The sequence below is a fragment of the Vibrio sp. B172a genome (genome assembly GCF_030248355.1).
Lineage (GTDB): Bacteria > Pseudomonadota > Gammaproteobacteria > Enterobacterales > Vibrionaceae > Vibrio > Vibrio owensii.
The window spans coordinates 47,413-64,538 of sequence record NZ_JAHGAC010000019.1; the positions used below are offsets into that span (position 1 = coordinate 47,413).

Annotated in this window: 16 protein-coding genes; 4 read left to right on the forward strand and 12 right to left on the reverse strand. The window is 47.2% G+C overall.

From position 1 onward, the window contains the following. Positions 1-66: 66 nt before the first annotated feature. Complete coding sequence (locus KIT90_RS17760) at positions 67-1,443, reverse strand: PhoH family protein (RefSeq protein WP_285377864.1); 1,377 nt, start codon at positions 1,441-1,443, stop codon at positions 67-69. A gap of 537 nt (positions 1,444-1,980) precedes the next feature. On the opposite strand from KIT90_RS17760, the gene rapA reads away from it, so the two are divergent. Then, on the forward strand, positions 1,981-4,890 hold the full coding sequence (gene rapA, locus KIT90_RS17765; RefSeq protein ID WP_285377866.1) for an RNA polymerase-associated protein RapA: 2,910 nt from the start codon (positions 1,981-1,983) through the stop codon (positions 4,888-4,890). 98 nt (positions 4,891-4,988) lie between these two features. Here rapA and KIT90_RS17770 read toward each other — a convergent pair whose 3' ends face one another. Further along, positions 4,989-6,254: an NRAMP family divalent metal transporter gene (locus tag KIT90_RS17770; RefSeq protein ID WP_009707642.1), complete on the reverse strand. Its 1,266-nt coding sequence runs from the start codon at positions 6,252-6,254 to the stop codon at positions 4,989-4,991. Between the two features lie 240 nt (positions 6,255-6,494). On the opposite strand from KIT90_RS17770, the gene rluA reads away from it, so the two are divergent. Both rluA and KIT90_RS17780 read left to right on the forward strand, forming a co-directional pair. Next, a complete protein-coding gene (gene rluA, locus KIT90_RS17775) occupies positions 6,495-7,247 on the forward strand; it encodes a bifunctional tRNA pseudouridine(32) synthase/23S rRNA pseudouridine(746) synthase RluA (protein ID WP_038896975.1) in 753 nt (250 codons plus the stop codon). 32 nt (positions 7,248-7,279) lie between these two features. Then, positions 7,280-8,242, forward strand: coding sequence for a D-2-hydroxyacid dehydrogenase (locus KIT90_RS17780; RefSeq protein WP_285377868.1), 963 nt, complete (start codon positions 7,280-7,282; stop codon positions 8,240-8,242). A gap of 65 nt (positions 8,243-8,307) precedes the next feature. Here the strand turns inward: KIT90_RS17780 and yjgA are convergent, their stop codons facing one another. Next, positions 8,308-8,835, reverse strand: coding sequence for a ribosome biogenesis factor YjgA (gene yjgA, locus KIT90_RS17785; RefSeq protein WP_005442209.1), 528 nt, complete (start codon positions 8,833-8,835; stop codon positions 8,308-8,310). A 110-nt stretch (positions 8,836-8,945) separates the two neighbouring features. On the opposite strand from yjgA, the gene pmbA reads away from it, so the two are divergent. After that, the gene (pmbA, locus tag KIT90_RS17790; RefSeq protein WP_005442211.1) at positions 8,946-10,289 is read left to right on the forward strand and encodes a metalloprotease PmbA; all 1,344 of its coding nucleotides are present in this window, start codon (positions 8,946-8,948) and stop codon (positions 10,287-10,289) included. Positions 10,290-10,372: 83 nt separating this feature from the next. Here pmbA and mgtE read toward each other — a convergent pair whose 3' ends face one another. The 9 genes from mgtE to lptC form a co-directional block, all read right to left on the reverse strand. Beyond that, complete coding sequence (mgtE, locus tag KIT90_RS17795) at positions 10,373-11,728, reverse strand: magnesium transporter (RefSeq protein WP_005432861.1); 1,356 nt, start codon at positions 11,726-11,728, stop codon at positions 10,373-10,375. Between the two features lie 166 nt (positions 11,729-11,894). Then, complete coding sequence (locus KIT90_RS17800; protein WP_005442213.1) at positions 11,895-12,170, reverse strand: HPr family phosphocarrier protein; 276 nt, start codon at positions 12,168-12,170, stop codon at positions 11,895-11,897. A gap of 2 nt (positions 12,171-12,172) precedes the next feature. Further along, positions 12,173-13,036: an RNase adapter RapZ gene (gene rapZ / locus KIT90_RS17805; protein WP_005442214.1), complete on the reverse strand. Its 864-nt coding sequence runs from the start codon at positions 13,034-13,036 to the stop codon at positions 12,173-12,175. A 14-nt stretch (positions 13,037-13,050) separates the two neighbouring features. After that, on the reverse strand, positions 13,051-13,497 hold the full coding sequence (gene ptsN / locus KIT90_RS17810) for a PTS IIA-like nitrogen regulatory protein PtsN (RefSeq protein WP_020195889.1): 447 nt from the start codon (positions 13,495-13,497) through the stop codon (positions 13,051-13,053). 2 nt (positions 13,498-13,499) lie between these two features. Next, positions 13,500-13,787, reverse strand: coding sequence for a ribosome hibernation promoting factor (gene hpf / locus KIT90_RS17815; protein WP_005432838.1), 288 nt, complete (start codon positions 13,785-13,787; stop codon positions 13,500-13,502). A 24-nt stretch (positions 13,788-13,811) separates the two neighbouring features. Further along, entirely contained in the window at positions 13,812-15,287 is a 1,476-nt protein-coding gene (locus tag KIT90_RS17820; RefSeq protein ID WP_005442216.1) for an RNA polymerase factor sigma-54, read from the reverse strand. Positions 15,288-15,337: 50 nt separating this feature from the next. Continuing rightward, positions 15,338-16,063, reverse strand: coding sequence for an LPS export ABC transporter ATP-binding protein (gene lptB / locus KIT90_RS17825; RefSeq protein ID WP_005432855.1), 726 nt, complete (start codon positions 16,061-16,063; stop codon positions 15,338-15,340). A gap of 1 nt (position 16,064) precedes the next feature. Then, entirely contained in the window at positions 16,065-16,559 is a 495-nt protein-coding gene (lptA, locus tag KIT90_RS17830) for a lipopolysaccharide transport periplasmic protein LptA (RefSeq protein WP_005436379.1), read from the reverse strand. Further along, positions 16,540-17,103 (reverse strand): LPS export ABC transporter periplasmic protein LptC, encoded by a 564-nt coding sequence (gene lptC / locus KIT90_RS17835; RefSeq protein ID WP_009707639.1) that lies wholly within the window; start codon positions 17,101-17,103, stop codon positions 16,540-16,542. The genes lptA and lptC overlap by 20 nt, the downstream gene beginning before the upstream one ends. Between the last annotated feature and the right edge of the window lie 23 nt (positions 17,104-17,126).

The window sequence follows — 17,126 nt, forward strand, 5'->3', positions numbered from 1 at the left end:
TCACCTGAATCAGAATTAAAAAGAGCGCTCATTGAGCGCTCTTTTGTTTTAGGGGGAGAGGATTCGCTATAGGTTTTCTTCAGCAAATTCAGCTAAGCGACTGCGCACCACACCATTGAGGTGAATATTGGCGCTGCCTTCAAAGTTCTTGAAACGTTCTACCATATACGTCAAACCAGACGTCACTGGGGTTAGGTAGTGAGAGTCAATCTGTGCCAAGTTACCCGAACACACAATCTTAGTGCCTTCACCACAACGGGTGATGATGGTTTTGATTTGTGAAGCGGTTAAGTTCTGACACTCATCGAGCAAGACAAATGCATTTTGGATCGAGCGGCCACGCATAAAGTTGATCGATTTAAACTGAATGTTGGCTTTATCACAGATGTATTTCATCGAGCCTTCTGTGCAATGATCGTTCTTGTGCAGCGCTTCCAAGGTATCGGTCACCGCTGCTAACCATGGCATCATTTTCTCTTCTTCCGAGCCCGGTAAGAAACCAATCGACTCACCAATGTCTGGCGTGTTACGCGTTACGATGATCTTATCGAACATGCCTTTTTCAATGGTTTGTTCCAATGCCGCTGCCATGGCAAGCAGTGTCTTACCACTACCTGCAGCGCCGGTCAGAATCACCAAATCAATATCTGGATCGAGCAGGGCATCCATCGCCATGCCTTGATAGATATTCTTAGGTGTAATGTCCCAAGCGCGGCGATGCATCATGCGCTCACGGCTGAGGTCGAGTAAGGTGAGCTTATCCTCATTGATGGTTTCTACTCGGCCTACAAAATCACTCTCTTCATCAATCACGTATTGATTAATAAAGGTTGGATCGAACGGTTCGCGGCTGAGTTTATGGAACGTTTTTCCACCCAGCGCGTAACTTTCTACTTCATCCACACCACTCCAAAAATCGCCTTCACGTTGTTGGAAGCCTTTGGTGAGGTATTGGATATCATCAATCAGTTGGTCCGTACGATAGTCTTCAACGAAACGCACGCCAGCACCTTTGGCTCGCAAACGCATGTTGATGTCTTTGGTCACGAGCACGACTTCGCGTGGTGCGCGTTTGTTTTGCAGATAAAGCACCGCATTGAGTATGCGGTTGTCACCGGCTTTGTCGGCGAAGGCTTTGACGGTTTCCTGCAATTCGAAGTCCGCCAAAATAGAGATGGTGCCTTGGCTTGGGTTGTCTTTAGAAACTGGAATACCTTCTGAGATTTCATCGGGTGTTGCGTCTTTAAACAGATCTTCCAAAGCGCGAATCGCAACGCGTGCATCCCTTGCTACATCACGCTTACTGTCTTTGATTCGGTCGAGTTCTTCCAACACGGTCATTGGGATGACGACATCGTGTTCTTGGAAAGAGAAGATGGCGAAGGGTTCATGAAGAAGAATGTTGGTATCGAGTACAAACAGTTTCCGATCGGTATCGCCCATAGCGTCTCCTTGCCGCAGCGCGGCTTTGCTGGCTAGTAGCTAAGAAGGAACAGTCTTCCTAACTCTGATTGCTTGCAATAGAGGTTGTCGGGCAATGTCGGTTAGTGCGCAACCGAGTAGCAAGACAACTTACTGCAAACCCGTGTTGATCCTAATCGTGTACTTAATGCGCTCAAATCATGCTTGATGACTCTAAGCGCCCCTCATTAGAAGTATACGTAAAATTTACTTCTTACAACTTAATAATTGTCATGAGTTTTTTACAATTTGATTGCATTCCTAATTCAGGAAAAAAAGTTGCCCCTCTGGGCGGTTTCGGCGTGACCTAAATCACAGCTTCAAGTAAGATTAGCGACCTTTTTCTGCGTATAGGCTACGCCCGATTTATCATGTTCAGCTGGCTTAAAAATGCACAGCGCAAAGTGGCATGACAAGCACGATTGGCATAGCAGAAGCCAGAATCAGATCTAAACTTATTATCCATGCCCATCGGGATGGGTAGAGACCAACAAGAAACAACAACGAGGTAGTCAATTCATGACATTTGCTTTGGGGCAGCGCTGGATTAGCGATACGGAAAGCGATTTAGGTTTAGGTACCGTAGTAGCAATGGATGCTCGTACTGTGACATTGATGTTTGCAGCATCAGAGGAAAACCGAGTTTACGCACGTAACGATGCACCAGTTACCCGAGTAACGTTCAACGTCGGTGATGTCATCGATTGCCAAGAAGGTTGGTCATTAAAAGTTGAAGAAGTACTGGAAGATGAAGGTCTATACACCTATTTCGGTACTCGTGAAGACACGCAAGAAACGGCGATCGTGCTGCGTGAAATCTTCCTAAGCAACCACATTCGTTTTAACAAACCGCAAGACAAGTTGTACGCAGGTCAAATCGACCGCATGGACAACTTCGTACTTCGCTACCGTGCGCTACAAAACCAATTTGAACAGCACAAGAGCCCAATGCGTGGCCTGTGTGGTATGCGCGCAGGTTTGATCCCGCACCAGCTTTACATCGCGCACGAAGTCGGTCGTCGTCACGCGCCTCGCGTATTGCTAGCGGATGAAGTAGGTCTTGGTAAAACCATCGAAGCGGGCATGATCATCCACCAGCAAGTGCTGGCGGGTCGTGCCGAGCGTATTCTTATCGTGGTTCCTGAGACACTGCAACACCAGTGGCTCGTTGAGATGATGCGTCGTTTCAACCTGCACTTCTCTATCTTCGATGAAGAGCGCTGTATTGAAGCGTTCGCAGAAGCGGAGAATCCATTCGATACGCAGCAATACGTGTTGTGTTCACTGGATTTCCTACGTAGGAGCCGCAAGCGTTTTGAGCAAGCGCTAGAAGGCGAGTGGGATCTATTGGTTGTCGATGAAGCGCACCACCTAGAGTGGAGCCAAGACAAACCAAGCCGCGAATACCAAGTGGTAGAAGGCTTGGCAGAACGCACTGCGGGTGTACTACTGCTAACGGCAACACCAGAACAACTTGGTCGTGAGAGCCACTTCGCTCGTCTACGTCTTCTAGATCCAGATCGTTTCTACGATTACGACGCATTCGTTGAAGAAGAAGAGCAATACGCACCAGTGGCGGATGCTATCACTTCGCTGTTCTCTGGTGAGAAACTGCCTGACGAAGCGAAAAACCAAATTACAGAACTGCTTTCTGAACAAGACGTTGAGCCGCTATTCCGCATTATCGAAAGCGACAGCGATGAAGAAGCGAAAGCGTCAGCGCGCCAAGAACTGATCGACAACCTAATGGACCGTCACGGTACTGGTCGCGTTCTGTTCCGTAACACGCGTGCAGCTATCAAAGGCTTCCCGAAGCGTAACGTACATCTAATGCCAATGGACATTCCGCAGCAATACACCACATCAATGCGTGTATCAGGCATGATCGGTGGCAAGATGACACCAGAAGCACGTGCGGTGAAGAACCTTTACCCAGAAGAAATCTTCCAAGAGTTTGAAGGCGAAGATTCAAGCTGGTGGCAGTTCGACTCACGTGTGAACTGGCTGCTTGAGAAAGTGAAAGAGAAGCGCAGCGACAAAGTATTGGTTATCGCCTCTCGTGCAAGCACTGCGCTACAACTTGAGCAAGCATTGCGTGAACGTGAAGGTATTCGTGCAACTGTATTCCACGAAGGCATGTCGATCCTGGAGCGTGATAAAGCAGCGGCTTACTTCGCACAAGAAGAAGGCGGCGCACAGGTTCTTATCTGTAGCGAAATCGGCTCAGAAGGTCGTAACTTCCAGTTTGCGAACCAACTTGTGATGTTCGATTTGCCGTTCAACCCAGACTTGCTAGAGCAACGTATTGGTCGTTTGGACCGTATCGGTCAGAAGCGTGATATCGACATTCATGTACCTTACCTAAAAGGCACATCGCAAGCGATTCTGGCGCGTTGGTTCGATGAAGGTCTGAACGCGTTTGCTGAAACCTGTCCAACAGGACGTGCGGTTTACGATAAGTACTCTGATGCGCTGATTGAAATGCTGGCGTCTGGTGATGTTTCAAACCTTGATGAAGTGATTGAAGAATCAGCGAAGATGAATAAAGAGCTGAAATCACAACTTGAGCAAGGTCGTGACCGCCTACTAGAGATGCACTCAAATGGCGGCGACAAAGCGCAGCAAATCGTTGAGAAAATCGCATCGACAGATGGCGATACAAACCTAGTGACATTCGCGTTGTCTCTGTTCGACACCATTGGTTTGAACCAAGACGACAAAGGCGAGAACGCACTTGTGGTGACGCCATCTGAGCACATGATGGTACCAAGCTACCCAGGTTTGCCATACGAAGGCGCGACAATCACGTTTGACCGTGATACTGCGCTGTCTCGCGAAGATATGCACTTCATCAGTTGGGAACACCCAATGATTCAAGGCGGTATCGATCTGCTGATGAGTGAGGGCGTGGGTACCTCTGCGGTTTCTCTACTGAAGAACAAAGCGCTACCAGTGGGCACTATCCTACTTGAACTGGTATACGCGGTGGATGCACAAGCACCAAAACGCAGCGGCATTGCTCGTTTCCTACCAAAGACACCAATTCGCATGATGATGGACGGTCGTGGTAATGATCTTTCTTCTCAGGTTGAGTTTGAAGGTTTCAACCGTCAGCTTAGCCCGGTAAACCGTCACTTAGGTAGCAAGCTGGTGACATCAGTACAGAAAGACATTCACAGCCTAATCGAAGCGGGTGACGCATTGGTTGAGCAGAAAGTGGAAGAAGTTCGCAAGCAAGCGCATCAAGACATGCAACAAAGCTTGAATGCCGAGCTTGAGCGTCTACAAGCACTGAAAGCGGTTAACCCGAACATCCGTGATGAAGAAATTGAAGCGATTGAAGAGCAAATCAAAGAGCTAACAGGTTACATCAACCAAGCTCAGGTTCAGCTAGATTCGCTACGTCTGATTGTGGTCAGCCACAACTAATCAGCGTTCATACAAACGAAAAAAGGTCTTCAATTGAAGACCTTTTTCTTTATCTGAGCTTTATTTACCCACGAGCTAAGTTAGTCGCTCGCCGATAATTACATCAACCACTTCCACCAAATAAACAGCGCTAAGAAGCCGAATAAGTAAATCAACCCAGCAATCGACAACCACTTCAATTTACGACCCAATGCCAATGGCTTAGGTAAGTCCGTTTTACTCACTAGAATGTAGTTCAATAGCGCGAAAAACGGTGTCGTCATAAATGCCAGCACCATGGCAAAGTCCAACATTGGCAGCAGTGCCGAAGCCCAGAACACAACAATACCTAAAGCTAGTAGCGATACGATCAACATGATCGCAGACGTCGCTTTCGGATCGGTTTCTGGCTGTGAGCGCAGCAGGCGCTGAGAGTCTGAAATGACACGTGAGTAGCCATCAATCACTGTAATCGTACTACCGAAGATACAGAAGAACGCAATCACTGCAATTAGGTAACGTGACCACTCACCAATGGTCGAAGCGTACAAGCCAACAAGCTGGTGAGAGAAGCCAACTCCAGAGCTCTTAAGCTCGATGCCCGAGCCGTGTAGCATCAACGCACCTAGCGAGACAAACACTAAAGCCAATACCGCCGTGCCAATGTAGCCGACGTTGAAATCAAACAGGGCCGATTTTGCCGTAACTTCTTGTTGGCTAGTTTGGCGCTTTAACCACGCAGACGTTAAACAAGAGATTTCGATTGGAGCAGGCATCCAGCCCATGGTCACAACGATAAAGCCGATGGCTGCAATTGACCACGGAGAAGGGGATTCAAAGTTCGCAACAGGCTCTACCGGATTACCAAATGCAATCGCCACCGCCAGCAAAGTCGCAATGGTCAGTACTGTCATGATGGCTTTAGAGAGCGTATCTAGGGCTTTGTAATGACCAGCAAATAGGATCACCAAGCACGTAACCAATACGATAATGCTGAGTGATGCCATCGACAATGAAAAAGGAATGAAGTAACCCAATAAGCTAGCACTGAACATCAACAGGGCTGCTGTATTGATTACCGCTGAAACAGCACTAAGAAACAAGAACAACCACAAGTATGGGCGACCAAGCTTTGCATAGCCTTCAACCAACGTTTTACCAGTGCCCATGGTGTACTGCACGCCTGCTCGGAAGAATGGGTATTTAAAAAGGTTTACCAGCAGGATGAGCGCCGCGAGTTGCCAGCCATAGATCGCCCCAGCTTTGGTGGATGCAACAAGGTGAGAGCCACCGACGGCGGCAGAGGCCATAAGAATGCCAGGACCAAGGGAGCGGAAGAATTGCGAGACTTTGGATTGGGGTTGATCGGATACTGCGGATTCCATTTATTATTGTCCTTTTTGTGTCAACTAGTGCTTATAAATAACATTACCGCTCAGCTTGTCAATTTATATTTACGAAGTGATTTTTTTAATTTTTCCCTTCGTTATTGACTTGGTTGTTTTTGTTATTTCTAAAAGTTATATCGATGGTAAAAAGAGGCAGAATTTAAGCGATTTTTCTGCATGCATCTTTGCATCTCTTGGGTATAATCAGCGCGTTTTTATTCTGTAGAGATCCAGCCCATGGCAATGCTTGAGTACAATCCACCAACCGACCCTTGGATTGATGTCGTTTTTGAAGATGAGCAAATTTTGGCGGTAAACAAGCCATCTGGTTTGCTTTCTGTGCCGGGGCGTCTTGCTGAGCATCATGACAGCATGTGGAGTCGCTTAACCGAGCAATACCCTGACATTCAAGTCGTGCATCGCTTAGATATGTGCACTTCTGGCTTGATGGTACTCGCTAAAAACAAACGTGCAGAAAGTGCGTTAAAAAAGCAGTTTCAATACCGATTGACGCATAAGATTTACTACGCGCGCGTTTGGGGACATTTAGAGCAAGAAGAGGGTGAAATCGACCTGCCATTGATTTGTGATTGGCCGAATCGTCCCCTGCAGAAAGTGTGTTTTGAAGATGGCAAGCCTTCTAAGACGCTGTTCCAAGTAGCGAAGCGAGAAGAACATCCCGATGGTTCAAAGACGACGATTGTACGTTTGTTGCCGATCACTGGTCGCTCACACCAATTGCGTGTTCACATGCAAGCATTAGGTCACCCGATTGTGGGCGATGAGTTTTACGCAACTGAAGAAGCGAAAGCCTTCTCTGAGCGCCTTGAACTGCATGCCGCTGAGTTGAGCTTCTACCATCCGAAATGCCATTGGCTGCGCAGCATTTTTGTTCCTTGTGATTTTTACCCGGAAGCGGAAGCGATGATCTTTGACTATTTCGACCCAGCGCGTAAATTACCAGATTACAAAACACTGCCTCGCCCATAAATTCATCTTTAGGCAGTGAACAAGGAGTTGTTATGTCACTGCCTAAAGTGGTCTTCCTCGACCGCGCGACCATCCCCACTCAAATTCAAATACCTCGTCCAAGCTTTGCCCATGATTGGGTGGAATACGATCTGACGTCTTCTGAGCAACTTGTTGAGCGTCTTGCTGATGCGGATATCGTGATCAGCAACAAAGTGGTGCTCGACCAGTCTATTCTCATTCAACTTCCTAACCTCAAGATGATTGCCGTCGCGGCAACGGGCTTTAATAACGTCGATATCAACTATTGCGCCGAGCACAATATCTCAGTTGCTAACGTGCGTGGCTATGCGACTCGGTCTGTACCAGAGCACGTTATCGCAATGCTGTTTGCTTTACGTCGTAACTTGTTTGGTTATCATCAAGATATTGCTGCAGGTGAGTGGCAACGCAACAAGCAGTTCTGTTTCTTTACGCATCCGATTGGAGACGTTGCAGGTAGCACTTTAGGTGTGGTTGGCAGCGGTGCATTAGGTCAGGCGACGGCACAATTGGCAAAAGCATTGGGCATGATTGTGTTGTTTGCTGAGCGTAAAGGCGCAACAGAGTGCCGAGAAGGCTATGTTTCTTTTACCGAGATGTTGGAGCATGCGGACGCCATCACTCTGCATTGTCCACTGAATGATGAAACACGTAATTTGATTGGCGAAGCGGAACTCAAGCTGATGAAGTCTACATCAATCTTGATTAATACCGGGCGTGGCGGCTTGGTGGATGAACAAGCCTTAGTGGATAGTTTAAAGCAAGGTGAGATTGCTGGGGCTGGGTTTGATGTCTTTACCCAAGAGCCAGCTGATGAGAGTAATCCGTTGATTGCCAATATGCACTTACCGAATCTATTGCTGACGCCACACGTTGCTTGGGGTAGTGATTCATCGATTCAGCGTTTGGCTGAGATTCTGATAGAGAATGTTAACGCCTTTGAACGTGGCGAAAACCTTAATCGTTTGGCGTAATGCCAGAAAATAGGCATGAAAAAAGCAGACTCAAAGGTCTGCTTTTTGCTTTCTTAAACACCGAATTAAATTTCTTCTTCTTCGTGCGCTTTTAGAATTTGGAAGATTTCGCGGTAAGATTTTGCGGGTTTACCGGCTTTCTTCTCTTTCGCTGCTTGGCGAGCAAGTTGGCGTAGACGCTGGCGATCCGCTTCTGGGTACAATTCCATTACGTCATCAATTGCTTTATCGCCTTCTTCTACAACACGATCACGCAACGCTTCTAGCTTGTGCAGAGCGGCTGTCGCTTGTGAGTGCTTGTTGCGGACTTTGTCCAGTGCCGCTTGAATTGGCTCTGGATCTTCGTAACGCATTAACTTACCGATGCGTTGCAGTTGACGACGGCGTGCTTCGTTTTTAAAGCGCTGCGCATCAGCAATTGCTTCGCGTAGGTCTTCGCTCAATGGAAACTTTTCGAGAACTGCTGGCTTAAGGCCTACAAGCTCTTCGCCAAGCTTTTGCAGCTCTTCCATGTCTCGCTTCATCTCGGATTTACTTACCCAGATGATCTCTTCTTCTGGTTCCCATGGCGCTTTTTGATTCTTACGTGCCATTTCAGTTGCCTGTGTTTTGATTAATATTATGACTATTTTAACAAGAATCGTGGGGAGAAAGCGAAATTCTTGTTATTCTATTGTACATCGAATACATGATGTGAAAGACAATGGATATTAAACAGCAGGTTGCTGAGCAACGTACCGAGCTAGAACAAGCCGTTTCACGTGCACTAGAAATCGCTGCGGCGAAGTCTGATGCCGCTGAAGTCGCAATCACCAAGAGCACGGGTTTGAGTGTTTCCACTCGCATGGGTGACGTGGAAAACGTTGAATTCAACAGCGATGGCGCACTGGGCATTACTGTCTACCGTGGTCAACGTAAAGGCAGCGCTTCCACATCTGACTTGAGCGAAGCAGCTATTGAGCAAACGGTATTAGCGGCGCTAGACATTGCTCAATACACATCAGAAGACCCATTCGCAGGTCCCGCTCCAAAAGAATACATGGTGAAAGAGGTGCCTGACTTAGACCTTTTCCACCCAGACGCACCCGATCCAGATTACGCTGCACAAGTTGCGATTGCTGCTGAAAAAGAAGCGCTGAACTACAGCGATGCGATTAAGCAAAGCGATGGTGCGAGCTACGACAGTCACTACGGCGTTAAGGTTTACGGTAACAGCCACGGCCTGCTAGCAAGCTACGCATCGAGCCGTCATAGCACCAGCTGTTGTGTGATTGGTGTAGGTCAAAACGGTGAGATGGAACGCGATTACAGCTACACCGTTGCTCGCCATCGTGACGATCTTTGGTCACCAGAAATGGTCGGCCGCAAAGCAGCTGAGAAAACCATCAGCCGCCTTGATGCGCAAAAGCTTAAGACTGGCAAATACCCAGTGATGTTTGCTGCGGACGTAGCGACAGGCTTGATTGGTCACCTAGTGATGGCAATCAGCGGTGGTAACCTGTACCGCAAGTCTTCTTTCCTATTGGATCACCTTGGTAAGCAAGTATTGCCAGAGTGGTTCAACATTTCTGAGCGTCCACACGTACTACGTGGCTTGGCTTCAAGCCCATTTGATAGTGAAGGTGTATACACACAAGATCGTGAAATCATCACCGATGGTGTCTTGGCTACTTACTTGTTAACCAGCTATGCGGCTCGCAAGATGAAGATGGATCCAACGGGTCACGCTGGTGGCATCCACAACTGGTACGTGAACTCTACCGGTCAGAACTTCGAGCAAATGCTGAAAGAGCTGGGTACAGGTCTACTGGTAACAGAAACCATGGGTCAAGGCGTGAACGTTGTGACTGGCGATTACTCTCGCGGTGCAGCTGGCTTCTGGGTTGAGAACGGTGAAATCCAATACCCAGTGTCTGAAATTACCATCGCGGGCAACCTGAAAGACATGTTCAACCAGATTGTTGCTGTGGGCAGCGACGTAGAAACACGCTCGCAAATCCAAACGGGTTCTATCTTGTTGGATACCATGAAGGTTGCTGGTGAGTAAGCTTCCCACGCGCTAGATACTAAAAAGCCTGATGTTTTCATCAGGCTTTTTTATTGCTCGTTATCTGTAGGTCATTACTGATATTAAATCATTAAGGTCGCGAGACCGAGGAAGACCGACAGACCGATTACATCAGTCACTGTGGTTAGCGCCATACCACCAGCGAGGGCTGGGTCGATGTTCATTTTCTTCAGTAGGATTGGGATGGTAACACCGGCAACACCCGCAACCAGTAGGTTGGTCAGCATGGCGGCGGAGATAATCCCACCAAGCATCCAGTTACCTTTCCAAGCAACCACAATACCACCGATGATCAGCGCCCACATAATGCCGTTTAACAAGCCGATGGCGGCTTCTTTCATCAAGAGTTCGCGTTTGTTCGAGTCACCGATATGACCGAGAGCTAAGCCACGGATAACAAGCGCTACGGTTTGGTTACCGGCCACACCACCCATTGAAGGTACGATGGTCATCAAAACGGCAATCGCGGCCATTTGATCAAGCGTGGCTTCAAACATGTTGGAGACAGAAGCCGCGGCTAGTGCAGCAAGTACGTTGGCACCCAACCAGATACTACGTTTACGCGCCGATTTAACGACCGGAGCGAAGGTGTCTTCGTCGTCGTCCATACCCGCCATACTCATCATTGAGTGTTCGGCATCTTCACGGATAACGTCGACCACGTCATCGATGGTGATACGACCGACAAGATGCTGGTTCTCATCGACAACAGGAGCGGATACCCAGTTACGACGTTCAAACAGGCTTGCTACGTCGGAGTCACTGGTATCTACTGTAATTGCATCGTCGGCGTCTTCCATGACTTCACTGACTTTGACATCAGGCTGCGTCGTGATCAGCGTTGTGATAGGCAGTTCACCAATCAGTTTGCTGTCATCATCTATCACGTACAGTGCATCAGTCGCTTCGGGTAGTTCGCCTTTCATGCGCAGGTAACGCAGGACTACGTCGACATCAACGTCACCACGAATGGTAATTACGTCGGTGTTCATTAGTCCACCCGCGGTATCCTCAGGGTAGGATAGGGCGGTTTCCACGCGCAGACGATCGGCAGAGTCCATCTGGGAAAGAACTTCACGTGAGACGTCGTCAGGCAAGCTACGCAGTACGTAAGCCACGTCATCGGTGTCCATGCCTTCCGTCGCTTCTGCAAGCGCTTCAGGAGCCATTTTGGACACAAGACTGTCTTTAACGTCTTCGTTTAGCTCGTCAAGAATCTCACCGTAATCTTCTGGGTCGGTAAGTTGCCAAAGAACCTCACGACTTTTACGCGGAGAGGCTTCTAAAAGGTGGGCAATATCCTCAGGCTCCATGTCCTGAAGTTGGCGACGAACATGGACGAAGCGGCCGTTTTCCAGCGCTTCAGTGACTTCTTGGAGGGCTTGGTGAGCTTGGTCGAATTCTATTTGCTCTGCCATTCATTCCTCCCAATTCCTGATATTTACAATGCTTTGAATAATAACTTAATTCTAGGCACCTTTTAATAACAACTTATGAAAGTCGACAAAATTATTTATCGGAATTTAAGTAGGAGGTGAAACTTATGTGGGATATCTGGCTAGAGATAATAAAAAAGCGAGTGAATCACTCGCCTTCATCAAACTTATCTTCAATCAAATGACAAACCGCATCAAGGGCTTGCTCAGATTGATCGCCAGTCGCGTGGATAGTCACGTATTGTCCTTGGGCGGATTCCAGCATCAACAACCCCATGACGCTGTCTGCGGTCGCGGTTTTGTCTTCTTCGTTGTCGATGGTGATTACCGCATCGAAGCTTTGCGCCAGTTCTACCAGTTTAACCGCAGCACGGGCGTGCAAGCCTAAGCGGTTTTGGATCAATACTTTACGACTTATTTCCACCGTTATTCCTTAACGTTCTTTTCCAATGAAGTGTGGCGAATTTGTACTTGATGGCCTTTATCAGCAAAGAACTCACCGATTTTTTGAGTTAAGTACACTGAGCGATGTTTACCACCAGTACAACCAATCGCAACTGTTAGGTAGCTGCGGTTGTTTTTCTCTAGCAGTGGTAACCAAGTCTCAATGAAACTCTCAATTTGGTATTTAAGATCAAGTACAGACTGGTGTTGCTCTAGGAAAGCACCGATGGGCGCATCTAAGCCGGTCAGTGGGCGTAACGCAGGTTCCCAATGTGGATTTGGCAAGAAGCGTACATCGAACACGTAATCAGCATCAGAAGGAAGGCCGTATTTGAATCCGAATGACTCAAACACCATGACTAAGTCTTTGCGATCTCGACCCTGAACACGCATACGGATCGTTTCGCTGAGATCATGCAAAGATTGTCCACTGCTGTTCAGCACTAAATCAGCGTGCGCTTTAAGTGGCATTAAGATCTCTTGTTCAAGCTCAATGGCCTGATCAAGCGACAATGACTGACTACCAAGCGATAACGGGTGAATCCGTCGTGTTTCACTGTAGCGTGTAAGGAGTGTTTCTTTATTCGCGTCTAAGAACAGTACTGTCACATCCAGTTCAGCTTTCAGCTTCTCTAGGGTAGTGTTCAGTTCTTTGAGTTTCTTAGGAATGTTTCGAATATCAATGCTTACTGCAACGTTTTGTTTGCTCTCTGATACGGATTGAACAAACGCGTCAAGCAAGTTTACTGGTAGGTTGTCTACACAGTAATACCCCAAGTCTTCTAGTACGCGCAGGGCAACACTCTTCCCGGCACCGGAATGCCCGCTAACAACGATTAATCGCATGGTGATCGTCCTGATTACTGATGAATCATAATGTCGTAGAGTTCTTCATCACTCTGAGCGTTACGCAGGCTCTTTAGCACTTGCTTGTTGCTCAGGCGTTCTGCCATAGAGGATAGTGTTTTGAGGTGCTCTTTGCACTGTTCTTCTGGAACAAGAAGAGCAAAAAGAAGGTCGACAGGTCGGTTGTCGATAGCATCAAACTCAATCGCCTCGTCACATTGCAGTAATACGGCGATGGCTTTATCGCTAGATTGCATTCTTGCGTGAGGGATAGCAATACCGTTGCCGATACCCGTACTACCCATTTTTTCTCTGCTGAGCATACACTCAAACAGTTCTGTAGAATCTTGGCCCGTGTTCTCAGCTACAATTTGGCTGATCATCTCTAGGGCACGTTTCTTACTTGTACAATGGACTGCACTTTTGGTGCAGTCCAGTGACAGTATCTCGCTCAATTGCATGATTAATGACTGTTTAGTTTTTCTTTGTGCTTATTAAGTTGACGAACTAATTTATCCACCAGCGAATCAATTGCTGCATACATACTTTCGTCGTTCGATGACGCGTGGATTTCGCCCTGATTGATGTGGAGCGTAGCTTCCGCTATTTGGTTGAGTTTTTCAACTTTTAGTACGACTTGGACTTGGTTAATGTGGTCGAAGAACCTTTCGAGCTTCTGAAACTTAGATTGAACATAGTCTTGCATTGAATCGGTAAGATCAACGTGATGGCCTTGAATATTGATTTGCATAGACTTTCCTTTTCAGTTGGTGCCTTAAAGTAGGCGTTTACGCTGACTTGAAGGGGCGATACCCAAGGATTCGCGATATTTCGCTATCGTTCGTCTCGCGACTTGAATCCCTTGGTCAGCCAGAAGAGCAGCAATCTTGCTATCACTCAGTGGTTTAGCGGTATTCTCCGCTGCGACCAGTTTCTTGATAAGAGCACGAATTGCTGTGGACGAACATTCTCCACCATTGTCTGTACTAACATGGCTAGAGAAGAAGTACTTCAATTCAAAAATGCCACGTGGGGTATGCATAAACTTCTGTGTTGTTACACGAGAGATTGTCGATTCATGCATGTCCACATCCAATGCTACATCGTTTAGTACCATTGGTTTCATGGCTTCTTCACCATACTCGAAGAAATCTTGTTGATGTTCAACAATACATCTTGCAACTTTGAGAAGCGTCTCGTTTCTGCTTTCTAGGCTCTTAATCAGCCATTTTGCCTCTTGCAAATTGCTGCGAATGTACTGGCTATCCGCACTGTTGCCTTTGCCTAGTTGCGCATATTGTTGATTTACTTTTAGTTTCGGAATGCTGTCAGGGTTAATGGATACGGTCCACTTACCATGATCTTTAAATACGGACACATCCGGAATGACGTATTCAGTGTCATCGGGTGTGATACGGCTGCCTGGGCGAGGGTCAAGTTGTTGAATCAACTTCAGTACTTCACGCAGGTCAGCTTCTTTAAGCTTAGTCTCTTTGATAACAAGCTTGTAGTCGCGATTACCAAGGTGATCGATATGATCGCTAAGAATCATCTTCGCTTCAGCAAGCCATGGCGTGTCTTCAGGGAATGTCGCCAATTGCAGTAGCAAGCACTCTTGTAGGTTGCGAGAAGCAACGCCAAGAGGGTCAAACTGTTGGATTCGCTTACGTACAGCTTCTACTTCATCCAATTCCACTTCTTCGTTGTCGAAGCTCTCGTGAATTTCTTCAGGAGAAAGGGTTAGGTAGCCGTAGTCGTCGATAGCATCGATGATCGCGAGGGCAATGGTGCGGTCGGTTTCACTGAAAGGTGTTAAGTCTAACTGCCACATAAGGTAATCATGCAGCGACTCGGTAGTTTCACCTTGGTAGACAGGCATGTCGTCATCAAGCGCTAGGCCTGTGCTGCCTGTGTTTGCGCTGTAAACGTCATCCCAAGTAGTATCGATTTCTAGCTCAGAGCTGATCTCTGATTTCTCAATTACATCTGAACTGTCTGGCAGATCGGGCTCTGAGGCATCGTTGGCTTCGTTCGCACTGTTATCAGCAGATTCAGACGCTGATTTGTCTTCACCGTTTGCTTGAGGTTCTTCGTGGCCTTCTTCAACTTCCAGTAGCGGGTTGGAGTCCAGTGCTTCTTGGATTTCTTGTTGAAGATCGAGCGTCGACAATTGCAACAAACGAATCGCTTGCTGCAGCTGCGGCGTCATGGCTAACTGTTGACCTAGCTTGAGTTGTAATGAAGGTTTCATTCAGTGTTACTTACCTTGTAATGCTCAGAATCTTACCGTTCCTAATGTAATCATAGACGGAATTGTTCGCCGAGATAAACTTGTTTCACCTGCTCGTTATTGAGAACTTCATCCGGAGTTCCCGATGCAATTAGGTGTCCTTGGCTTACGATATAGGCTTTTTCACAAACGTCCAAGGTTTCGCGAACGTTATGGTCAGTGATTAACACGCCAAGGCCGCGATCGCGCAAGTGTTCAATGATTTTTTTGATGTCGTTAACCGAAATTGGGTCAACACCCGCGAACGGTTCATCCAACAAAATGAACTGAGGGTTAGCGGCCAGTGCTCGGGCTATTTCTACACGACGGCGCTCACCACCTGATAGTGCCATACCCGCACTGGTGCGTATGTGCTGTATGTGGAATTCTTCCAACAAATCTTCAAGCTTATCTTGGCGTTCTTCTCGAGTAAGCTCTTGGCGAGTCTCTAAAACAGCCATGATGTTGTCTTCCACCGACAGCTTACGGAAGATCGATGCTTCTTGTGGCAGATAGCCAATGCCTAAACGAGAGCGGCTGTGCATCGGAAGGATACTGATATCTTGATTGTCGATAGTAATGGTGCCTTCATCACGTGGCACCAACCCCACAATCATGTAAAACGATGTGGTTTTACCCGCACCGTTTGGACCCAAAAGACCAACAATTTGGCCAGACTCTACTTCGAGACTTACATCGGTAACGACCTTGCGCTTTTTGTAGCTCTTCGCAAGGTTCTTTGCGCTCAGTACTGCCATATTAGTTCTCGATTTGGTTCGGTTGTAGGATGGTGGTTACGCGCTCATCCTTCGAGCTGTCAGCGACAAGCTTCTGTTGACCAATTTGGTAACGGATCGACGAACCTTTGATGGTATTACCGTCTTGTGCTAGTTGCGCTTGACCTTTCATGGTCAGTTCATCAGTAGAGATTCGGTAGTCTAACTCAGTTGCTTGACCACTGAGTGTTTTGCCATCGTCCATCAACTGAGAAAACTTCGCTGGCTTGCCAAAAGCTTGGATCTGCTTAATAGACTCGGTCTTAGGATCGCGAGTCACAACGATTCTGTCAGCATCGATATTGATGCTACCTTGCTTAAGCGACACATCACCTTTAAAGATCACCTGATTACTCTTCATGTCCACCTGTTGGGTGTCTGAATTGATGTAAACCGGCTGTTGAGTATCCGACTTAAGTGCTAACGCTTGTGGCGCTGCTAAAACCAATGCCAATAGGCTAAGGTGTAACGGTTTCATATCGACCTTGAACTTCATCAGTCAGAGTCGCAGTGTGAGCTTTTAAGTTGCCCTGCATTGCGCCTCCGGTAGTTTCAAATTGCGGTCCAACCAACATCACTTGTTGATCGGCTTTAAAATCACGATTGCTTAGATTGATGACCAGTTTGTCTGTTGCCATGGTGTCGAAACTCGCATCAGGCAATAGATTCTGCATCAGTACTTTGTCGTACAGGGTCAGAATTTGGTCTTCATCTAGTACTGCTCTTGTTGCAGTAACTTTCCACTCCACAACGCTACCTTCGCGGTAAACCATAAGCGTTGGGCTTTTAAAAATCGTGTCTCCACTCTTGGCATAATGATCCAAGTTAGTAGAACGGATGATGTAACTGCGGACACCATTTTCACCATAGGTGATGTTTTCTAGTCCAGTACCACTGAACATAGGCAGTTCTAAATTTGGTGCTACTTGGATATCTTCATTACCTTTTGGCGTGAGTAGGTAATAACCACACCAAGCGACAACAAAAACCAAGAGCAAATAAATAAGGCGAGTAAAACTCATAAAATAAAGGCCTTTATCTTAGC